Genomic DNA, 1833 nt, shown 5'->3' with positions numbered 1-1833 from the left:
TCATAAATTAAAACTCCTATTAACCATATACTATTAATTTTATATTTTTTTTTATTAAGTCTTAATTTACTTTTGATTAAAAAGGAGTATTGTTAATTATATGGGGAAATATTTGAGGTAATTTAAGATGATAGATCAAGAAAAAACAGAACTTAGTTGTTATCAAGTTATAGCTAAATCTTTTTCAAAACAAGGAGTTGATTTAGCTTATGGAGTAATTGGAATACCTGTAACTCAGTTAGCATATGAGTTTCAAAAAACAGGCATAAGATATATAGGTATGAGAAATGAGCAAACAGCGTCAATGGCTGCTGGTATTTCTGGATATCTAAAGCATAAATCTTGTATCTGTTTAACAGTTAGTGCTCCTGGTTTTATTAATGGATTATCAGGATTAGCAAATGCTACTATGAATGGCTTCCCGATGATTTTAATTAGCGGTTCAGCTAATACTATTTTAGCAGGCGCTCATCAGGGAGATTTCCAGGAATTTGATCAATATTCAGCGGCTAAAGAGTTTGCTAAAGCATCATTTAAAATAACAGATATTACAAATGCTCACAGGGTTATATCTAGAGCTGTTAGAGTCGCAGAATCAGGCAGACCGGGAGGTGTATATATAGATATACCATCTGATGTTCTTCATCAAACTATATTTGTAGATGTTGGAAATAATGCTATTTATGGTGAAAAAAATGAATCCTTACATGATTTAACTCCAAATAAACAATCAGTAATAAAAGCTATAGATATGCTTAGTAAAGTAAAAAAACCTCTTATTATAATTGGTAAAGGTGCTAGTTATTCTAGAGCAGAGGATAGTTTAAGAGAGCTTGTAAATTATACTAAAATTCCTTTTATTTCTTCTTCTATGGTAGAGGAGTTATAAGTGATTCTAATAATTTATCTGCTTTGTCAGCTAGATCATATGTGATGAAAAATACCGATTTAGCGATATTTTTTGGTGCAAGAATTAACTGGATGTTTAATCATGGAGCTGATGATAAGTGGAATCCAGATTGTAAATATATACAGGTAGATAGCTGTGAAGAAGAGTTTGATAGTAATGTACATATTGATAATCCTATTTTAGGAGATTGTAGTTTAACAGCTAGTTTATTACTAGATGAACTAAAAGAGAAAGCTCTAAAAATAGATACAGCTTTATGGCTATCTGACATTGACGAAGTTAAAAATATAAATACACATAAATTACTTCAAAAAGTTGACTATGATAAAACTCCAATGAGTTTTGTTTCAGCATTTTTCACAATTAAAAAAGTTATGGAGAATCACGAGAACCTTAGTATTGTAAATGAAGGTGCTAATACTCTTGATATAGGTAGAATGATTTTACCAATTTGTAATCCACGTAGTAGGCTTGATTCAGGTACTTGGGGAACCATGGGTATAGGGATGCCTTATGCAATAGCTGCTGCAATATGTAATGGTAATCCAGTCTTAGCTGTTGAAGGAGATTCTGCCTTTGGATTTAGTGGAATGGAAATTGAGACGATATGTAGATATAACCTACCTGTTATTGTCATTATTATGAATAACGGTGGTATATATAAAGGAGATAATGAAAGCTTTTATAAAGATGATCCATCTCCTGGAAGTTTTATTCCTAATGAGAGTTATGAAAAAATGATTGAAGCATTTGGAGGGGATAAATATCTCATTAAAAATACAAAAGAGCTCGAAGAGACTTTAGAGGTTGCAATTTCTAATAGAAGACCTGCGATACTAAATTGCTTAATTAAGACTGTTGAATAAATCTTTCAATTTCTATGAATAGGAATATTTTTGCTATTTTTAGTAAAAACTTAGCCT

At 30.9% G+C, this 1833-nt stretch carries 1 protein-coding gene and 1 pseudogene; both read left to right on the top strand.

What is annotated here, in order from left to right; all coding sequences use genetic code 11:
* Positions 1 to 127: 127 nt before the first annotated feature.
* Positions 128 to 1053 (top strand): annotated as a pseudogene (locus R8535_RS10815) (thiamine pyrophosphate-binding protein); the annotation flags it as partial.
* Positions 1054 to 1245: 192 nt separating this feature from the next.
* On the top strand, positions 1246 to 1776 hold the full coding sequence (locus R8535_RS10890) for a thiamine pyrophosphate-dependent enzyme (protein ID WP_442902181.1): 531 nt from the start codon (positions 1246 to 1248) through the stop codon (positions 1774 to 1776).
* Positions 1777 to 1833: the final 57 nt, after the last annotated feature.

The organism is Francisella sp. 19S2-4 (assembly GCF_036281795.1).
In the GTDB taxonomy this organism is placed as follows: domain Bacteria; phylum Pseudomonadota; class Gammaproteobacteria; order Francisellales; family Francisellaceae; genus Francisella.
This window is presented reverse-complemented; position numbering and strand designations above follow the sequence as displayed.

Excerpts from the sequence above, each read along its gene's own strand:
- R8535_RS10890 (WP_442902181.1), top strand. The coding sequence starts at position 1,246 with ATGAGTTTTGTTTCAGCATTTTTCACAATTAAAAAAGTTATGGAGAAT.